The organism is Stenotrophomonas sp. P5_A8, assembly GCF_056400545.1.
In genome coordinates this window covers 1-16,131 of record NZ_JBFULB010000062.1, presented here as the reverse complement: position 1 = coordinate 16,131, position 16,131 = coordinate 1, and the positions used below count along the sequence as shown (strand labels likewise).

15 protein-coding genes are annotated in these 16,131 nt (G+C 68.8%); 11 read left to right on the top strand and 4 right to left on the bottom strand.

What is annotated here, in order from left to right; all coding sequences use genetic code 11:
• The 3 genes from AC1DQP_RS06895 to ubiM all read left to right on the top strand — a co-directional run.
• Positions 1-367, top strand: a 367-nt coding sequence (locus tag AC1DQP_RS06895; RefSeq protein ID WP_478051313.1) for a DUF4019 domain-containing protein, incomplete at its 5' end; no start/stop codon positions are given.
• A 3-nt stretch (positions 368-370) separates the two neighbouring features.
• Entirely contained in the window at positions 371-766 is a 396-nt protein-coding gene (locus AC1DQP_RS06890) for an MAPEG family protein (RefSeq protein ID WP_457321527.1), read from the top strand.
• A 99-nt stretch (positions 767-865) separates the two neighbouring features.
• The gene (ubiM, locus tag AC1DQP_RS06885) at positions 866-2,074 is read left to right on the top strand and encodes a 5-demethoxyubiquinol-8 5-hydroxylase UbiM (RefSeq protein WP_478051312.1); all 1,209 of its coding nucleotides are present in this window, start codon (positions 866-868) and stop codon (positions 2,072-2,074) included.
• A 31-nt stretch (positions 2,075-2,105) separates the two neighbouring features.
• Here ubiM and AC1DQP_RS06880 read toward each other — a convergent pair whose 3' ends face one another.
• Positions 2,106-2,336, bottom strand: coding sequence for an RNA-binding S4 domain-containing protein (locus AC1DQP_RS06880; RefSeq protein WP_457321532.1), 231 nt, complete (start codon positions 2,334-2,336; stop codon positions 2,106-2,108).
• A 267-nt stretch (positions 2,337-2,603) separates the two neighbouring features.
• Between AC1DQP_RS06880 and AC1DQP_RS06875 the strand changes: the two genes are divergently transcribed.
• The 6 genes from AC1DQP_RS06875 (at position 2,604) to AC1DQP_RS06850 (ending at position 12,079) form a co-directional block, all read left to right on the top strand.
• Positions 2,604-4,553, top strand: coding sequence for a DEAD/DEAH box helicase (locus AC1DQP_RS06875; RefSeq protein ID WP_478051311.1), 1,950 nt, complete (start codon positions 2,604-2,606; stop codon positions 4,551-4,553).
• Between the two features lie 145 nt (positions 4,554-4,698).
• Positions 4,699-7,128 (top strand): putative bifunctional diguanylate cyclase/phosphodiesterase, encoded by a 2,430-nt coding sequence (locus tag AC1DQP_RS06870; RefSeq protein ID WP_457318494.1) that lies wholly within the window; start codon positions 4,699-4,701, stop codon positions 7,126-7,128.
• Between the two features lie 184 nt (positions 7,129-7,312).
• Positions 7,313-8,944 carry a sensor domain-containing diguanylate cyclase gene (locus AC1DQP_RS06865; protein ID WP_457318493.1) on the top strand — a complete coding sequence of 544 codons (1,632 nt, stop codon included), beginning with the start codon at positions 7,313-7,315 and terminating at the stop codon, positions 8,942-8,944.
• 45 nt (positions 8,945-8,989) lie between these two features.
• On the top strand, positions 8,990-9,712 hold the full coding sequence (locus AC1DQP_RS06860; protein ID WP_478051310.1) for a pseudouridine synthase: 723 nt from the start codon (positions 8,990-8,992) through the stop codon (positions 9,710-9,712).
• A 68-nt stretch (positions 9,713-9,780) separates the two neighbouring features.
• On the top strand, positions 9,781-10,851 hold the full coding sequence (locus AC1DQP_RS06855) for a sensor domain-containing diguanylate cyclase (protein ID WP_478051309.1): 1,071 nt from the start codon (positions 9,781-9,783) through the stop codon (positions 10,849-10,851).
• 67 nt (positions 10,852-10,918) lie between these two features.
• Positions 10,919-12,079 carry an AAA family ATPase gene (locus AC1DQP_RS06850; protein WP_457318490.1) on the top strand — a complete coding sequence of 387 codons (1,161 nt, stop codon included), beginning with the start codon at positions 10,919-10,921 and terminating at the stop codon, positions 12,077-12,079.
• 96 nt (positions 12,080-12,175) lie between these two features.
• Here the strand turns inward: AC1DQP_RS06850 and AC1DQP_RS06845 are convergent, their stop codons facing one another.
• The gene (locus tag AC1DQP_RS06845; protein WP_256776850.1) at positions 12,176-13,123 is read right to left on the bottom strand and encodes a DMT family transporter; all 948 of its coding nucleotides are present in this window, start codon (positions 13,121-13,123) and stop codon (positions 12,176-12,178) included.
• A 77-nt stretch (positions 13,124-13,200) separates the two neighbouring features.
• On the opposite strand from AC1DQP_RS06845, the gene AC1DQP_RS06840 reads away from it, so the two are divergent.
• Complete coding sequence (locus tag AC1DQP_RS06840) at positions 13,201-13,860, top strand: Pr6Pr family membrane protein (protein WP_457318489.1); 660 nt, start codon at positions 13,201-13,203, stop codon at positions 13,858-13,860.
• A gap of 39 nt (positions 13,861-13,899) precedes the next feature.
• Here AC1DQP_RS06840 and AC1DQP_RS06835 read toward each other — a convergent pair whose 3' ends face one another.
• Complete coding sequence (locus tag AC1DQP_RS06835; RefSeq protein WP_457318488.1) at positions 13,900-14,718, bottom strand: DUF72 domain-containing protein; 819 nt, start codon at positions 14,716-14,718, stop codon at positions 13,900-13,902.
• Positions 14,715-15,155 carry a VOC family protein gene (locus AC1DQP_RS06830; protein ID WP_256776832.1) on the bottom strand — a complete coding sequence of 147 codons (441 nt, stop codon included), beginning with the start codon at positions 15,153-15,155 and terminating at the stop codon, positions 14,715-14,717. Before AC1DQP_RS06830 ends, AC1DQP_RS06835 begins: the two co-directional genes overlap by 4 nt.
• A gap of 130 nt (positions 15,156-15,285) precedes the next feature.
• On the opposite strand from AC1DQP_RS06830, the gene AC1DQP_RS06825 reads away from it, so the two are divergent.
• Positions 15,286-16,131, top strand: an 846-nt coding sequence (locus AC1DQP_RS06825; RefSeq protein ID WP_478051308.1) for a serine hydrolase domain-containing protein, incomplete at its 3' end; no start/stop codon positions are given.

The window sequence follows — 16,131 nt, the reverse complement described above, 5'->3', positions numbered from 1 at the left end:
GCAGGACGCCGAGTTGAGTGCCGCCGCGCTGCAGGTGGCACAGCTGGTGGACGCCAACCGCGCCGCCGAGGCCTGGAAGGGCGCCTCGGCGATCGCGAAGAAATCGGTCACCGAACAGGCCTTCGTCGGCCAGCTCACGTCCGATCGCAAGCGCCTGGGGGCATTGGCTTCGCGTGGTCAGCCGGTGGTGACCCGGGTCAAGTACGCGCCGGGCGCGACGGTGCCCGAAGGGCTCTACATCAACGTCAGTTTCCCCACGCGGTTTGCCAACAGCGCCCAGCCGGTGCGCGAACTGGTCTCCTTCCGGCTCGACGAAGATCGGGTCTGGCGCCTGGCCGGTTACAGCGTGCGTGCCGCCACTCCCTGAGGAATGCCCATGAGTATCGAGATCCAGATGTTGGCGTGGTCGATGGTGCTGGGCCTGGTGCACCTGTTTGCCGCGTCCACCGCCGTCACTCACGAGCGCGGCCTGAAGTGGAACGCCTCGCCGCGCGATGCGCAGGGTCCGCCGGTGCGGCCGCTGACCGGGCGCCTGCAGCGCGCCCAGTCCAACTTCATGGAGACCTTTCCGTTCTTCGCTGCTGCCGTACTGGCGGTGGTGCTGACCCAGCGCCAGGACAGCACCACCGCCCTGGCGGTGCAGCTGTATTTCTGGGCGCGGGTGGTCTACCTGCCGCTGTATGCCGCCGGGGTGCCGTACGTGCGCAGCCTGGTGTGGGTGGTCTCGCTGATCGGCATCATCAAGCTGATCTTCGCCCTGCTGTAGAACACGGGTGAATCCCGGCCGACCCCGCTGATCCAGATCAAGGCGGGGGTTGGGCCAACGGCGGTAAGCTGGCACCGACACGCAACCGCAGGATGGAACATGTCGGACGCAAGCCCGCAGCAGCAGTGCGCACCGGAACAGCCGGTGGATGTGGTGGTGGTCGGAGCGGGACCGGCCGGGTTGTGCTTCGCACGCTCGCTCGCCGACAGCGGCCTGCGCGTCAGCCTGGTCGAACAACAGCCGCGCGCTGCACTGGCGCAGCCGGCGTTCGACGGCCGCGAGATTGCCTTGACCCACGCCTCGCGGCAGATCCTGGAAACGCTGGGCATCTGGGCGCGGCTGGACCCGGCCGAGATCTCCTCCCTGCGGGATGCCAAGGTCCTGGACGGCGGCTCGCCGTTCGCGCTGACCTTTGCCAACACCCAGCGCACCGATGGCGACCTGGGCTGGCTGGTGCCCAACCATCTGATCCGCCGCGCCGCCTGGGACAGCGTGCAGGGCCAGCGCGGCCTGCAACTGCTGGATGAAACGCGGGTGGTCGGGGTGGTCGCCGGGCCGCGCCACAGCGTGGTGACCCTGGCCGATGGGCGCCGCCTGGTCGCACGCCTGGTGGTCGCCGCCGACAGCCGCTTTTCCAGCACCCGGCGCATGCTCGGGATAGGCGCGCGCATGCGCGACTTCGGCAAGTCGATGCTGGTCTGCCGGATGCAGATCGAGGTGCCGCACCGGCACACCGCCTGGGAGTGGTTCGGCTATGGGCGCACGATGGCGCTGCTGCCGCTCAACGGCGACCAGGCCTCGGCGGTGATCACCCTGCCACCGCGCCAGATCGAGGCATTGCTGGCGCAGGACGAAGACCGCTTCGGGCGCAGCATCAGCACCTTCTTCGAACACCGGCTGGGCGCGATGCAGCCGACCGCGCGGCCACAGGCCTATCCGTTGGTGGGGGTGTATGCCAACGCATTCGTCGGCGATCGCTGTGCCTTGATCGGCGACGCCGCCGTGGGCATGCATCCGGTCACCGCCCACGGGTTCAACCTGGGATTGCTCAGCCAGCATCGGCTGGCCGCGATCCTGACCCGGGCAGCGGTGCGGGGTACCGACATTGYCGCCCCGGGTGGGCTGTCCGCCTACGAGCGCGGCCACCGGCTGGCGTCACGCCCGTTGTATGAGGCCACCAACGCCATCGCCGCGCTGTATACCGACGACCGCCTGCCGGCCCRGGTGCTGCGCCGGGCCGGGTTGCGCCTGGCGCAGGGGGTGACGCCGTTCCGCCGGTTGATCGCCGCGCACCTGACCCAGCGCTGAGACGTCACCACCAGCGGTCATGACCGACCGATCAGGGCGCGTCGGAATCGGCGATGACGTGGATGACGGTGTCGCCGAACTGGACCATCTGGCCCGCGCGGATCTTGCACGCCTTGCGCAGTTCCACTTCACCATCGACCAGGACGTGGCCGTCGCCGATCACGGTCTTGGCTTCGCCCCCGCTGGTGACCAGGTCGGCCAGCTTGAGCAGCTGCTTCAGCTCGACGTAGTCGCGGTCCAGTTCAAATTCGAGGGTCTGCATGGAACGGGTATCCTGGGAAGGGGCGCGGACGTGGGGCCGGGCCGGAAGAGGGCGCGTATTGTGCGCCAGCACGCTGCAGAAGGGGATGCATGCGGAAATCTGTACGCGTTGTTCAGGAACAATGCGGTATCATCGCCCCCTGAGCGAGTGAATTCTCCTCCGACCGAGCAGCGCTAGGGCACGCGATAAGAAAGGGCGCCCAAAGCGCGGACCATCCCCCTTTTTTATCTCACTGCCGCTTGAAACGGCAGTGTTTCGGAGTTTCCCATGTCCCAAGAATCCCCCGCGCCGCTGCTGTTCGCAGATCTCGGCCTGTCCGACGCTGTGATGCAGGCCGTCGCCACCGTCGGTTATGAAACCCCGTCGCCGATCCAGGCCGCCACCATTCCGGCCATGCTGGAAGGCCGTGACGTGCTGGGCCAGGCCCAGACCGGTACCGGCAAGACCGCCGCCTTCGCGCTGCCGGTGCTGTCCAATCTCGATTTCAACCAGACCAAGCCGCAGGTGCTGGTGCTGGCGCCGACCCGCGAACTGGCCATCCAGGTTGCCGAGGCGTTCCAGACCTACTCCTCGGGCATCCCCGGTTTCCGTGTGCTGCCCGTTTACGGCGGCCAGCCCTACGGTCAGCAGCTGTCGGCCCTGCGTCGTGGCGTGCATGTCATCGTCGGTACGCCGGGCCGGGTGATCGATCACCTTGAGCGCGGCACCCTGGACCTGTCCGAACTGAAGACCCTGGTGCTGGACGAAGCCGATGAAATGCTGCGCATGGGCTTCATCGACGACGTCGAAGCGGTGCTGAAGAAGCTGCCGGAAACCCGCCAGGTCGCTCTGTTCTCGGCCACCATGCCGTCGCAGATCCGCCGCATCGCCCAGACCTACCTGAAGAACCCGGCCGAAGTGACCATCGTCAGCAAGACGACCACCTCGGCCAACATCCGCCAGCGCTACTGGTGGGTGAGCGGCATGCACAAGCTGGACGCGCTGACCCGCATCCTGGAAGTGGAACCGTTCGACGCGATGATCATCTTCTCGCGGACCAAGGCCGCCACCGAAGAACTCGCCGAGAAGCTGCAGGCCCGTGGCCTGGCCGCAGCCGCCATCAACGGCGACATGCAGCAGGCCCAGCGCGAGCGCACCATCGGCATGCTGAAGGAAGGCAAGCTGGACATCCTGGTCGCCACCGACGTGGCCGCCCGTGGCCTGGACGTGGAACGCATCAGCCACGTGCTGAACTACGACATCCCGTACGACACCGAAAGCTACGTGCACCGCATCGGCCGTACCGGCCGTGCCGGCCGCACCGGTGATGCGATCCTGTTCGCCACCCCGCGCGAAAAGGGGATGCTGCGTGCGATCGAGCGCGCTACCCGGCAGCCGATCGAAGAGATGCAGTTGCCGAGCGTGGACGCGGTCAACGACACCCGCATCACCAAGTTCATGAGCCGCATCAGCGACGTGCTCGATGCCGGTGGCACCGAGTTCTACCGCGACCTGCTGCAGCGCCTGGAAGGCGAGAAGAACGTGCCGGCGATCGAGATCGCCGCCGCGCTGGCCAAGTTGCTGCAGGGCGATTCGCCGTTCCTGCTGACCCCGCCGGTGCGTGGTGCGCGCGAAGAACGTGCCCCGCAGCAGCGCAACGAACGCGGCAACGACCGTGGCGAGCGTCCGGCCCGTTTCGAACCGCGCTTCGAGCGTGGCCCGCGTCGTGAAGACGACCGTGGCCCGCGTCCGCCGCGTCCGGAAGGCGACTTCGGCAACAGCGACGGCGGCGTCGAGCGCGCCCCGCGCCGTGACATCGCCCCGCGTGGTGCCGCCGAGCCGGGCATGGAAACCTTCCGCATCGAAGTGGGCCACGTGCACGGCGTGAAGCCGGGCAACATCGTCGGCGCGATCGCCAACGAAGCCGGGCTGGAAAGCCGCTTCATCGGCCGCATCGACATCCATGACGACTTCTCGGTGCTGGACCTGCCGGCGGAAATGCCGCAGGACCTGCTGACCCACCTGAAGAAGGTGTGGGTCTCCGGCCAGCAGCTTCAGATGCGCAAGGTGGAGCCGGGTGAAGACCTGACCCCGTCGCCGCGTCCGGCGTTCAAGCCGAAGTTCGGCGGCAAGCCGCGCGGCCCGGGTGGCCCGGGTGGTCCGCGCAGCGGCCCGGGCGGCGACGACCGTCCGCCGCGTCGTGACGGCTTCAAGCCGCGCGGTCCGCGCAACGCCTGATCGCCCCCGCGGTCCAGACAACGCCAGCCCCCGGGCTGGCGTTGTCGTTTCCGGGTTTCGCACCGCCTCAACATTGCCCGCTCTAGCCTGAGTCCCTGACTTCATCGGGCTTGATACTCACTCCATGGCTCCGGGGGGATCCGCGATGCTGGCAACTGGCAGGGATGTTGGTGCAACGGCGGTACCGTATCTGACGCGGGGCCTGACCCTGCGCTTTGTTCTGCTGACCGGCATGGCGATCGGGCTGGTGGGCATTTCCGCGCTGATCCAGGAATTGCAGGCCGCCTCGACGGCGTGGATCGTCGGCCAGAGCCACTGGTCGCGGAGCCAGCAGCAGGCCAGCTTCGCGCTTGGCCGCTACATCAACTCGGGAGACCCGGCCGACCTGGCCGAAGCGCGCACGGCCTGGGCGGTGCCGCTGGGCGATCTGGCTGCGCGGCGGGCGCTGGAACAGGCCGATCCGGACCTGGCGGCGGCGCGCCGCGGTTTCGTGCAGGGCGGCAACGCGCCGGGCGACATCAACCGCCTGATCGTGTCGTTCCGTTACCTGGGCCGGATGAGTTACTTCCGCGACGCGGTGCGGCTGTGGCAGCAGACCGATGCAGGGCTGCAGCAGCTGGTGCAGATCGCCGACCGCGCGGCGGCGATGCACGCCAATGGCGGCGGCACCGGACCGCAGCGGCAGGCGCTCCTGGACCACCTGCACCTGCTGGATCGCAGCCTGCAGGCGCAGGCGAAGGCATTTTCGGCGTCGTTGCTGCGCACCGCCTCGGTCGTACGCATGACCACGCTGCTGGTGGGCGGCTTGTCGGTGCTGCTGATCACGCTGGTGGCGGTGCTGCTGTCGCGACGGGTGCGGCGTGATCTGCTGGAGCAGGAGGGACGTTTCCGCGCCGCCTTCTACCAGGCCACCGTCGGCATGCTCAAACTCGACCATGCCGGCGGGGTACTGGAAGCCAACCAGGCGATGGCCGACATCCTCGACCACCGCCGTGAGTCGATGCTCGGGATGCCGCTGCAGGATCTGCTGGTGGAAGGCGAACTGGTGCTGGATGCGCAGGGAGGCATCGACTGGATACGCCAGCTGCGCCCCGGCGAGCTGCGCTTCCGGCGTGCCGATGGCGGGCTGATGTGGGGGCGCTGGAGCGGGACCGTCGTGCGCACGCCCGGGCGCGAGCCGGCCGTATTTGCCATCGTCGAGGACGTCTCGCAGAACCATGCGCTGGCGCGTGAGGTCGAACACCATGCCAGCCACGATCCGCTGACCGGGCTGATCAACCGCCGCGAGATCGAACGCCTGCTCGAACAGGCGCTCATCGACGTGCGCAGCCACGGCGGCGTGCACAGCCTGTGCTATCTCGACCTGGACTACTTCAAGCTGGTCAACGACGGACTTGGCCACGCCGCCGGCGACCAGCTGCTGCACAGCTTCGCCGACTACCTGGTCGGGGCGGTGCGCGAGGGCGACTGGGTCGGGCGCATGGGTGGGGACGAATTCGCCCTGTTCCTGGCCAACGCCGGCCAGGAGGAAGCCAAGCAGGTGCTGCAGCGGATCGTCCGCAACCTCGGCCAGGCCAGCTTCCAGCACGGCGAAGGGTCGCCGCGGCTGAGCTGCAGCATCGGCCTGGTGGAAGTCACCGACGAGACGGTGGACGTGAACTGGCTGATGAGCGCGGCCGACAGTGCCTGCTATGCGGCCAAGGAGGCCGGGCGCAACCGTGTGCACTGCTACAACGAAAGCCGCCCGGCGCTGGAGGAACGGCGGCTGGAAGCCGAACGCCTGGCGCGGGTCTCCAGTGCGATCGCCGAGAACCGCATGCTGCTCTACGCGCAGCGCATCGAGCGGGTCGGCGATCCGGCGTACCTGCATTACGAAGTGCTGGTGCGCATGCGCAGCCCCGAAGGGGTGCTGCAGATGCCGGGCGACTTCATGCCCGCCGTCGAGCGCTACGGCATGGGCATGGCGCTGGACCGGCATGTGCTGGGACTGTTGTTCCGCCACCTGCAGGTGTGCCCGGCACACGTGCAGCGGCTGGGCCTGTGCAACGTCAACGTGTCGGCGCAGTCGATCACCGAACCCAGCTTCCTGGCCTTTGTCTGCGATCTGCTCGAGCGCAATCGCGGCCTCGCCCGCAAGCTGTGCTTCGAGGTCACCGAGACGGCGGCGATCAGCAACCTGGCCCAGGCACGCAACTTCATCGAAGCGGTCAAGGCGCGGGGTTGCCGGGTCGCATTGGACGACTTCGGCTCAGGCCTGTCCTCCTTCAGCTACCTGCGTCAGTTGCCGGCGGACATGCTCAAGATCGACGGCGTGTTCGTGCGCGACATGGATATCGATCCGGTCAGCCGCGCGGCGGTACGCGCGATCACCGAGATCGGCCGCGAGCTGCACATGACCGTGATTGCCGAGTGGGTCGAATCGGACGAGGTTGCCGAGCAGCTGCAGGTGCTCGGCGTGGATGGGCTGCAGGGCTATGCGATCGAACGGCCGATGGCGCTTGAGCGGATGACCCAGCCCGCGTTATGGCCGGCGCGGACCGGCGTGGCAGCCGACCGCCGCAGCGGCGCGCCCTGAGCGTTGGGCCGACGGCCCGGCTGAACGGCGGGGAGGGTGAAGTGGCCGGGAACTTGCGATAATCCCGGCCAGGGGCGTCACGCGGCGTGCGTGGCGGCAACATCGATGGGCGGGCAGGCGTGTGGGGCACTGGCTTGGCAGGTTCGTTGGCAAACATGCAGTAACGCTGCTGCTGGCTTGGCTGGTGCTGGTGCTGCCGGCGCTCGCTGCCGCCAGCGCAGTTCCCAACGCGCCGGCCCGGGCCGGCACCGACGTGCTGCTGCTGGGGGCGGCCACCGCCGAGCGCACGCCGCAACGCGCCTGCTCGGCCGACGTCCTGGCGCGGCACCAGCAGGTGCTGGCGGTCCCTGCGCCGCCGCAAGGCTGGTCGGGCGAACCGCAGGCGGTGGACGTGTTCGGCGTGTTCTCCGGCGAAGTACGGATCAGCCATGGCGACCGCCAGATCTGCGGCAGCATGCACGACGCGCGCACCCGCGATTCGCGCTTCCGCGCCGGGGTGGGCATGGTGGTGGTGCCCAAGGCGGGTGAGCACGAACCTATCGTGGTGTCCTGGGCCACGCCGCTCAAACCGCGCTGGATCCCCACGGTGCAGCTCGGCGCGCCCAGCCCGGTGCAGCAGAACGACACCGCGCGGCTGCTGGTGCGCGCGGCCTGCATCGCGGTGGCGATCGCGCTGGCGCTGTCGGCGTTGATCGGCTATGTCACCGCCAAGGACCGATCCTTCCTGATCTACGTGGGCGTGTGCCTGGTGTTCGTGCTGTGGCAAGCGGTGCTGGGGGGCCTCAGCGGCTATCCCGAGCCGTGGCTGCCGGTGGGCGACCGGTCCTCGTGGTGGCTGGTGGCGCTGAGCGCGTTCACCGAGGCGATGCTGCTGCCGGTGCTGTGGCGGCTCAACGGGGGCGACCGGCTGTGGCCACGCTCGCGCGGCGTCCAGCAGGCCGTGCTGTGGGCACTGGTGGTGGTGGGTCTGTGCGTGCCGTGGATGGGCCTGGCCGCGCTGACCTGGTGGGCGGCCGCGCTGGAAGACCTGTATCTGCTGGGCTGCGCGGTGTGCCTGGGGGTGGGCGTGTGGGCGCTGCTGCGACGCGACCGCTACGCCTTGGCCGGGCTGAGCGCGCTGGCACCGTGGTGGATCATGATCATCGCCGATGCGCTGCATGCGCAGTGGCTGGTGGCCTACCGGATCGAAACGCTGCAGCTGGCCGCCACCTGGTTTCTGATGATGTCCGCCTATGCGCTGAACCTGCGCCTGGGCCGCCTGCGCCAGCAGCGCGATGAAATGCGCCAGTTGGCCGACACCGACCCGCTGACCGGGCTGCCCAATCGCCGCGCCGGCCTGCGCCTGCTGGCGCAGTACCTGGAACGCGCGCGCCAGGACGAACAGCCGCTGGCGATCGGCTTCCTGGACATCGACCTGTTCAAGGACATCAACGACCAGTATGGCCACGAGGTGGGCGACCAGGTGCTGGTGGCGGTGGCGCGCAACCTGCGCGACTCGGTCCGCAACCGCGATGATGTGATCCGCATGGGCGGGGAGGAGTTCCTGGTGCTGCTGCCCGGCGCCAGCCGCGCCAGCGCCCTGGCCCGGCTGGAAAGCGTGCGCCTGCAGGTGCAGGCGGTCACCGCGATCCTGGCCATCCCGGGCCTGAACGTATCGGCCAGCATCGGCCTGGCGGCGATGCGCGGCGACGGCGACGACCTGCCCTCGCTGCTGCGCCGCGCCGACCATGCCATGTACTGCGCCAAGCGCGCCGGCCGCAACCAGGTCTATGACGCCGAGCAGGCCACCCCGGCCGCCGCTCCGATGACGGCATGAGTCGCCATCGCCCTGCGCGGGCCGGGTTTGCCGGATAATGGGCCCATGACTATTCGACTCAACAAGCACATCGCCGATACCGRCTTCTGTTCCCGTCGCGAAGCCGACCGCCTGATCGGCGAGCGCCGCGTCACCGTCAACGGCCATCCGGCCGGCACCGGTGCGGTGGTCGGCGAAGGCGACGTGGTCCTGGTCGACGGCCAACCGCTGCGCGCCCGCGAAGCGAAAAAGGCCGGTGGCCGCAAACACGTCTACATCGCGCTGAACAAGCCGGTGGGCATCACCTGCACCACCGAAACCTCGGTCAAGGGCAACATCGTCGAGTTCGTCGGCCACGAGCAGCGCATCTTCCCGGTGGGGCGCCTGGACAAGGATTCCGAAGGCCTGATCCTGCTGACCAGCAACGGCAACATCGTCAACCAGATCCTGCGTGCCGAGAACGGCCACCAGAAGGAATACATGGTGGCGGTGAACAAGCCGGTCACCGACGAATTCCTGCGCGGCATGGCGCGCGGCGTGCGCATCCGCGACGAAACCACGCTGCCGTGCCGCACCAGCAAGCTGGCCAAGTTCGGTTTCCGCATCACCCTGCAGCAAGGCCTGAACCGGCAGATCCGCCTGATGGCCGCCGCCTTCGACTACCGCGTTACCCAGCTGCGCCGCGTGCGCATCGACAACATCAAGCTCGGTGCGCTCAAGCCGGGCCAGTGGCGCAATCTGACCGACGCCGAGCTCAAAGGCCTGCTGCCCAAGCAGCTGGAGTGGTGATGCCGTGCGTCACGCGATGACGCCGCAGCGGGGCTAGACTGCGCGGGAACACCACCACGCCTGCCCCGATGATCAAGCCGTCCAAGCCGGACAACGAAGAACAGCGCCTGCTGGCGCTGCAGCGCTACCAGATCCTGGATACGCCCAATGAACGGTCGTTCGAGGATCTGGTGACCATTGCCACGGCCTTGTGTGGCACCGGCATGGGGGCGGTGACGCTGGTGGACCGGGACCGCCAGTGGTTCAAGGCGCGGCGGGCGGTGGACGCCAGCGAGGCCAGTCGCGATATCTCCTTCTGTGGCCACGCCATCCTGCAACCGGACCAGGTGATGGTGGTCGAGGATGCATTGCAGGATCCGCGCTTCCACGACAACCCGCTGGTGGTGGACGACCCGCACGTGCGCTTCTACGCCGGTGCACCGTTGCTCAGCTTCGATGGATTGCCGCTGGGGACGTTGTGCGTGTTCGACGCCAGCCCTGGGCAGCTGCGCCCGGAGCAGGCCAAGGCCTTGGCCGCGCTGTCCCGGCAGGTCTCGCTGGTGATGGAACTGCGCCGCTACGCGCACGAGATCCAGCAGCACATGCGCGACCGCGCGTGGTACGAACAGCGCCTGGGCGAATACAACAACCTGCTTGAACAGCAGAATGCGGACCTGGCCGAGCAGAGCCGCACCGACCCGCTGACCGGACTACCCAACCGCCGCGCGATGAGCGCCGCGCTGACGGCGGCGGTCTGCGATGCCGACGGCCAGCCACGGCAGACCGCGGTGGCCCTGCTGGACATCGACCATTTCAAGCGCGTCAACGATCTCTACGGCCACGCCACCGGCGACCACGTGCTGGCCGAACTGGCCCGGCTGCTGCGCGCGCACTTCGCCGGGCAGGGGCTGGCGGCGCGCTTTGGCGGCGAGGAGTTCGTGGTGCTGATGCCCGACACCGCGCTGGCCACCGCCGAGCTGCAGTGCGATGTCCTGCGCATGGCCGTGGCCGACCTGCCGCTGGGCATCCCGCTGACGATCCGCATCGGCGTGGCCGCCCACCACCACGGCGACACGGTGGAGCAGACCCTGGCCCGCGCCGACGCGGCGCTCTACCAGGCCAAGCATCAGGGCCGCAACCGGGTGCTGCGCGCCGACTGAGGGCGCATTCGCAGGCACTGCGACGCGGCGCTGGCATGCTGGTGTCCCGCCTGCCACCGCCCTTGCCATGCTGCAGACCCTGGCCATCGCCAACTACCGCTCCCTGTACGACCTGGTCGTGCCGATGGGACGGCTCAACCTGGTCACCGGTGACAACGGCAGCGGCAAATCCAGCCTCTACCGCGCGCTGCGCCTGCTGGCCGAGACCGCGCAGGGCGGCGTTGCCGCGGCGCTGGCGCGCGAGGGCGGGCTGGGCTCGGCGCTGTGGGCCGGGCCCAGCCGCATCAACCCGCGCATGGTACGGGGCGAGATCCCCGTGCAGGGCCAGGCGCACGCGCCATCGGTCGCGCTGCGGCTCGGGTTTGCGGCTGCCGATTTCGGCTATGCGATCGACCTGGGGCTACCGGTGGGCAGCAGGTCGATGTTCGACCTGGACCCGCAGATCAAATGCGAGAGTGTCTGGGCCGGGCCATTCCTGCGCAGCGCCAACGCGCTGGTAGAGCGACGCGGCGCGCTGGTGCGGCGCAGGAACGGCCGGCAGTGGGAGGTGGTGGACGAGCACCTGTCGGTATTCGAAAGCCTGTTCACCCAACTGGCCGATCCGCAGCGCATGCCCGAGGTGCTGGCCCTGCGCGAATCGATCCGCGGCTGGCGTTTCTACGATCATTTCCGCAGCGATCCGCACGCACCGGCGCGGCAGGCGCCGCTGGCCACGCGCACGCCGGTGCTCAGCCACGACGGCCATGACCTGGCGGCGGCCTGGCAGACCATCGTGGAGATCGGCGATCCGCAGGCCCTGGCGCGCTCGCTCGACGATGCGTTTCCCGGTGCGCAGGTGTTGATCGAACCGCACGAAGGCCGGCTGCACCTGAAGTTCCAGCAGCCCGGGCTGCTGCGGCCGTTGTCGGCGGCTGAACTGTCCGACGGCACGCTGCGCTATCTGCTGCTGATTGCGGCGTTGCATACCCCGCGCCCGCCGCCGCTGATGGTGCTCAACGAACCGGAGACCAGCCTGCACCCGGACCTGCTGCCGGCGCTGGCGCGGTTGATCATTGCCGCGTCAACGCGCAGCCAGTTGTGGGTGGTGTCGCACGCCAGCCGCCTGATCGCGGCGCTGCAGGAAGACCCTGCGTGTGCGTGTATCCGCCTGCACAAGGAACTCAGCCAGACCCGCGTGGTCGGACAGGGCCTGCTGGATGCGCCGGCCTGGTACTGGCCATCGCGGTAAGCGCCGATCGTCGGCCGGGCCATTCGCATCCGGTAGCGACCGTTGGTCGGCCATCACAGCTGGTACCGGACTGCTGGCCGGTGCGCGCCGGGCCGGTCAATCGGCGATGTTGCGCGCCTCGGCGGTAGCCAGGATCTCCGGATGCTGGACCGGCTTGCGGCGGTTCAACAGGGGATGCAGGAACACCGCGCCGACGATGATTGCCACGCCGGCATAGAACAGCGGGGTCAGTTCGCGCTGCTCGCTGAGCAACACCATCGCCAGCACGATCGCGTAGACCGGTTCGAGGTTGGTCACCAGCTGCGAGGTGTAGGCACTGATGTGGCGCAGCGCGACCAGCGCCAGCGCGAATGGCAGCAGCGTGCACAGCCCGGCCAGGGTCAGCAGCAGCAGGCCATCGTGCAGGTCCGGGATCACCCACAGCGGGCTGGCCAGCGCCGGCAGCAGGAACGGCAGCGCCGGCGCCAGCAGGGTCAGGGTGAGCGTGCCAGCGCCGAGTTCCAGCGCGGTCACGGTAAGCGGGTCGGCGTGACTGACCATGCGCTTGTTGAGCGAGCCGAACACCGCCACCAGCAGCGCCGACAGGGCACCAATCAGTACGCCCAGGCGCATGCCATGCGGAACCCCGCCCACCACCAGCGCCACGCCGGGCAGCACCGCGACGCCGAAGGCGAGCTCGCGCAGCTGGAACGGGCGCCTGGCCACCCACGGCTCGATCACCGAGGTGAACACCGGCGCCAGCGCGATGCAGGTGGCCGCCACCGAGGCATTGGCCAGTTTCACCGCGCCGTAGAAGGTCAGCCAGTGCAGCGCGACCAGCGCGCCGATGCCGCAGTAGCCTGCAAACAGTGTCGGCGACAGCTGCCGCAGCCCGCGCCACACCCGTGGCAGCAACGCCAGCATCGCCACCACGAGCAGCATTCGCCACCACACCAACGGCAGCGCGGGCAGGGTGATCAGCTTGCCGAGGATGGCGGTGACGCCCCACAGCAGCACGCAGAAATGGATTTGCAGAAGCGCTCTGCGGGTATCGGTCATGGGCATCGCGGTATTGTGCGACAAGCCGGGCGCCACCGCGATCCATGCACGTCGCGTTTAGGCCGGCATGGCATCCTGCGCCGATGAACAGCGCACCGATCCCCTCACCGTCCCCGCGCGCCCGGGCCCTGGCCGGGCTCACCGGGCTCACCGCCATCGCAGCGCTGGTGCTGCAGTACGCGCTGCTGCTGCAGACCGTCGGCGCCACGGCCGGCACCGGGCAGGCGCTGCTGCGCCTGCTCGGCTACTTCACCATCCTCAGCAACATCGGTGTGGCCGCGGTCTGTCTGGCACGGCTGCGGGGGCGCCGCGACGGCATGGCCGCGCCCGCCGCCAGTGCCGCGGTGGCGCTGTATATCGGCATCACCGGATTGGTCTACGTGCTGGTCTTGCGCGGCCTGTGGCATCCGCAGGGCGCACAGTGGTGGGCCGATACAGGCTTGCATTACGCCGTCCCGGTGCTGTACCTGCTGGGTTGGCTGGCCGGACCGCATGGGTGCCTGCGCTGGCGCCAGCTCGGCTGGGCGCTGCTGTTCCCGGCGATCTACCTGGGGTGGGCGCTGCTGGTCGGGCGCTGGAGCGGGCAGTACCCGTATCCGTTCCTGGACCTGGCCGCGCTCGGTGCCGCCACGGTGGCGCGCAATGCGCTGGTGGTGGGGCTGGCGTTCATCGCGCTGGGGGCGTTGTTGTGGCGGATCGACGCGCGGTTGGGCGCGCGCAGCGCCGTATCCACCCGGCGGTAGCTATCGATGGTGGGTCGATAGGCCGACCCACGATCGGCGTTACGTCGCTCCTACGCGCGCCAGCTGGTCGCGCAGCGCCATCGCCGCGCCAGGATTACGCTGCTTGGCCGCACCAATGAACAGCATGTAGACCTCGCGCGGACCGGTGGACGCTGCCTCGGCGGTCACATGGGGCAGGTCCGGATTGTCCTCGCCGCGCGCCCAGCGCATCGCACGCAGGCACCACTGCTCCAGCGCCCGTTCCGGATAGCCCGCACGCAGGTTGGCGCGTGCATGCATCAGCCGCGCATAGACGAAATCCGCGGTCGGGTCGGCAAAGCTCGGATGCTCGGCAGAGCCGCTGAACACCAAGGCCACGTTGTGCGCCCGCGCCACCGTCACCAGCTCGAGCGTCCACGCCGCCGGATTGCGCACCTCCAGCGCATGCTGAAGGCGTCGCCCATCGGCCTGCTTCGGCAGCAGCTGCAGGAAGCCGTCAAACGCCTCCGCATCGGCAGGGTGGGTATCACCGAACTGCCACACCAGCGGGCCCAGCCGGTCTTCCAACGCCACGATTCCAGCGACGAAGGCCTCCACCCGCGGCCCGACCTTGCTCAGGTCATGGGTCTGGGTGATGGTGCGCGGTGCCTTGGCCGAGAAGCGGAAGCCCGGCGGCGTCTGCTCGCGCCATTGCGCGTAGACGGCCGGCTTCTGCGCCCGGTAGAAGGTGCTGTTGATCTCGATGCAGCGCAGCGCGGCACTGGCATGGGCCAGCTCTTCGCGCTGCGGCAGCCCGGCCGGGTAGAACATGCCACCGCGCCAGGCCGGAAACACCCAGCCGCCAATGCCGGTGCGGATACGCCCTGCTGCGGCCGTCATGCGGTGCCTGCGTGGGCGCGCCACGGATCGTAGCTGCCGAACCACCACAGGAATCCTTCGGGATCACGACAGGCGTAGCCGCGCCCGCCGTAGGGCTGGTCGGCGATCTCGATCACCACCCGTGCGCCGGCGGCCACCGCCCGCGCGTAATGCGCGTCGGGATCGGCCACGATCACACAGGCACTCTGGGTCTGGCGACCGCCGACCTCATCGGGCTGCACGCTGTGCCGGCCCCACTCGCTGGTGGTGTCGACCGAGCCGAGCATGATCATGCCGTGGCCGTAGACCAGCTGTGCATGGTGGACGGTATCGCCCTCGGCATACACCGCCTGCGGCTCGAACCCGAACGCGTGCTGCAGCCAGGCGATCGCCGCCCGGGCGTCGCGGTAGCGCAGGCACGGAATGACGGTGGATACGGTATCGGCAGGCGCGGTCATGTCGGTCTCCGGAGCGGTCCTCCTTCTGGCACAGGCGAGCCTGAGCGCGCGCGCGTTACCATCGTGCGAAACCGGCGAGCGGGCCCGTGCAGGCCTCAACGTCCCCGCGACACGCACCTGGAGACACTGTTTGAACACATCCTGGATCGGAGGCATCGTGCTGCTCGCATGTGCACCTTTGGCATCGGCGGCGGTACCGGCGCAGCTGCAGCGCCTGGACAGCACGGTCGAGCGCGTCCGCAGCCAGTTCGACGTGCCCGGCATCGCCGTGGCGGTGGTCAAGGATGGCCAGGTCGTGTTCGAACGCGGCTACGGCGTGCGCGAACTGGGCAAGCCGGCACCGGTACAGGCCGATACGCTGTTTGCGATCGCGTCCAACACCAAGGCCTTCACCGCCACCTCGCTGAATCTGTTGGCCGAGCAGGGCAAGCTGAAGATGGACGACCGGGTGATCGACCATCTACCGGGCTTCCGCATGTCCGATCCCTACGTTACTGGCGAGATGCGCATCCGCGACCTGCTCTCGCACCGCAGCGGGCTGAGTCTGGGAGCGGGTGATCTGCTGTTCTGGCCGACCACCGGCTACAGCAACCAGGAGGTCGTGCAGCGCCTGGCCAAGGTGCCGCTCAAAGCCGGCTTCCGCGACCGCTACGCCTACGACAATATTCTCTACGCGGTGGCCCAGCAGGTGATCGAGCAGGTCTCCGGGCAGTCCTACGCCGCGTTCCTGCAGCAGCACATCTTCACCCCGGTGGGCATGGACGGCACCCGCTACAACGCGGACCACCTCAAGCCCGGCGACAACGCCGCGGTCGGCCACGCCAAGTACGACTTCAGCACGTTGCGTACCGTCGCCCCGCTGACCTGGTCCAACAACGCCGGCGCCGGCGGCATCTATTCCAGCGTGCACGACATGGCGCGCTGGATGAACGTGCAGCTGGCCCACGGTACGCTGGAGAACGGGCAGGCGCTGTTC